General features: G+C 39.0%; 1 protein-coding gene. It reads right to left on the reverse strand.

Features of this window, described 5'->3' with window-relative positions:
• Window positions 1–194 precede the first annotated feature (194 nt).
• A protein-coding gene (locus MW695_RS22100; protein ID WP_247107612.1) for an IS3 family transposase occupies window positions 195–1,330 on the reverse strand; the annotation gives its coding sequence in 2 pieces (ribosomal slippage) (window positions 195–1,108 and window positions 1,108–1,330; 1,137 coding nt in all).
• Window positions 1,331–1,406: the final 76 nt, after the last annotated feature.

Below are 1,406 nucleotides of genomic sequence, written 5' to 3' on the forward strand. Positions count from 1 at the left end.
TGGATCTATGTCAAGATTCCGGACACCAAAAGATTAAGTTTTTTCTGCACAACAACCATTCATGGAGTGTTCCACATCCCAATCAGATTGTCAAAGTGAAAAGAGCCTTTGACAACCTGATTGGGACGTGGAGAAATAATGCCATGGATGTTGTGCCTAAAAAATGTGGAGGGGAATGACAGTTACCCCTTGTGTTACGCTGCTTCGCGACACATTCTTTCATACTCATCTGGCGTGATATAACCAATGCTACCATGAATTCGTTTGCGATTATACCAACCTTCTATGTACTGAAATAGGGCGATTCTCGCAGTTTCAAAGCTTTCATATTTAGTTTGATAGACTTCTTCTTTTTTCAGTGTGGCGTGAAAGGATTCGATACATGCGTTGTCATAAGGGCAACCTTTACGACTGAATGACGGAATCATTTCATACTTATTTAATTGTTCTTGAAACGCTTTACTAGTATATTGCGTGCCTAAATCCGTATGTACAATGAGTCCAGGTCCAGGCTTTTGAGCGTATACAGCGTTCTCCAATGCTTCCAGAACAAGTTCCGTTGTCATCGTACGAGAGAATGTATAACCAACTACTTTTTTCGTATGCAAATCAAGTACGGATGCTAAATAGCACCAGCCATGACGGAGTGTATGAATATAGGTGATATCAGTTACCCATTTCTCATTAATCGATGTTGTTGTAAAGTCTTGTTCGATTACGTTTTCACGTTCTTCTACACGTGATTGTGATGGTGTTGGGCGATATTTTTTCGTGATGTTTGATTGAATGCCTGCTTCTTTCATCAGTCGTTGAACCCGTTTAATACTGCATAAATAGCCTTCTTTTTGAAGTAGTTTATGAATTTTAGGTGCGCCATAACGACCTTTACTTTCTTTGTGGATGGCTTGAATCCGCTCAAGTAGGGCTTTATTGGCGACATGATAGCTATTGGGTTTCTTATGAAATGAATCATAGTACGTACTTCTTGGCATCTTTAACACATGACACATCACTTGAACTGGATGATGTTCGCTTTCACTTTCAATATAGTCAATCAGTTCCTGCTCATCTATTTTCTCGCGAATATGGTCATAGCCTTTTTTAAGATTTCAAGCTCCTGCTTTAAACGAAGATTTTCCTTTTGGATCGCTTCCATATCCGACACAGTTAACTCTTGTGTTCCTTCGATTGGAGAGTGTTGCTTGATCCATTTGTAAATCGTTACTTCTGACACACCATATTCACTAGAGAGTTGACTGACCGACGTACCTGAGCGATAAAGCTCAATCACTGTTTGTTTAAATTCTTGGTTATAACGTTTTTGACTCATAATTCGGACACGACCTTTCGTTCATTCAATTTTAATGACTTAACCAAGTTGTGTCCATGTATCTATACTACATTCA

The sequence above is a fragment of the Halalkalibacter sp. APA_J-10(15) genome (assembly GCF_023017105.1).
GTDB lineage: Bacteria > Bacillota > Bacilli > Bacillales > Bacillaceae_D > Halalkalibacter.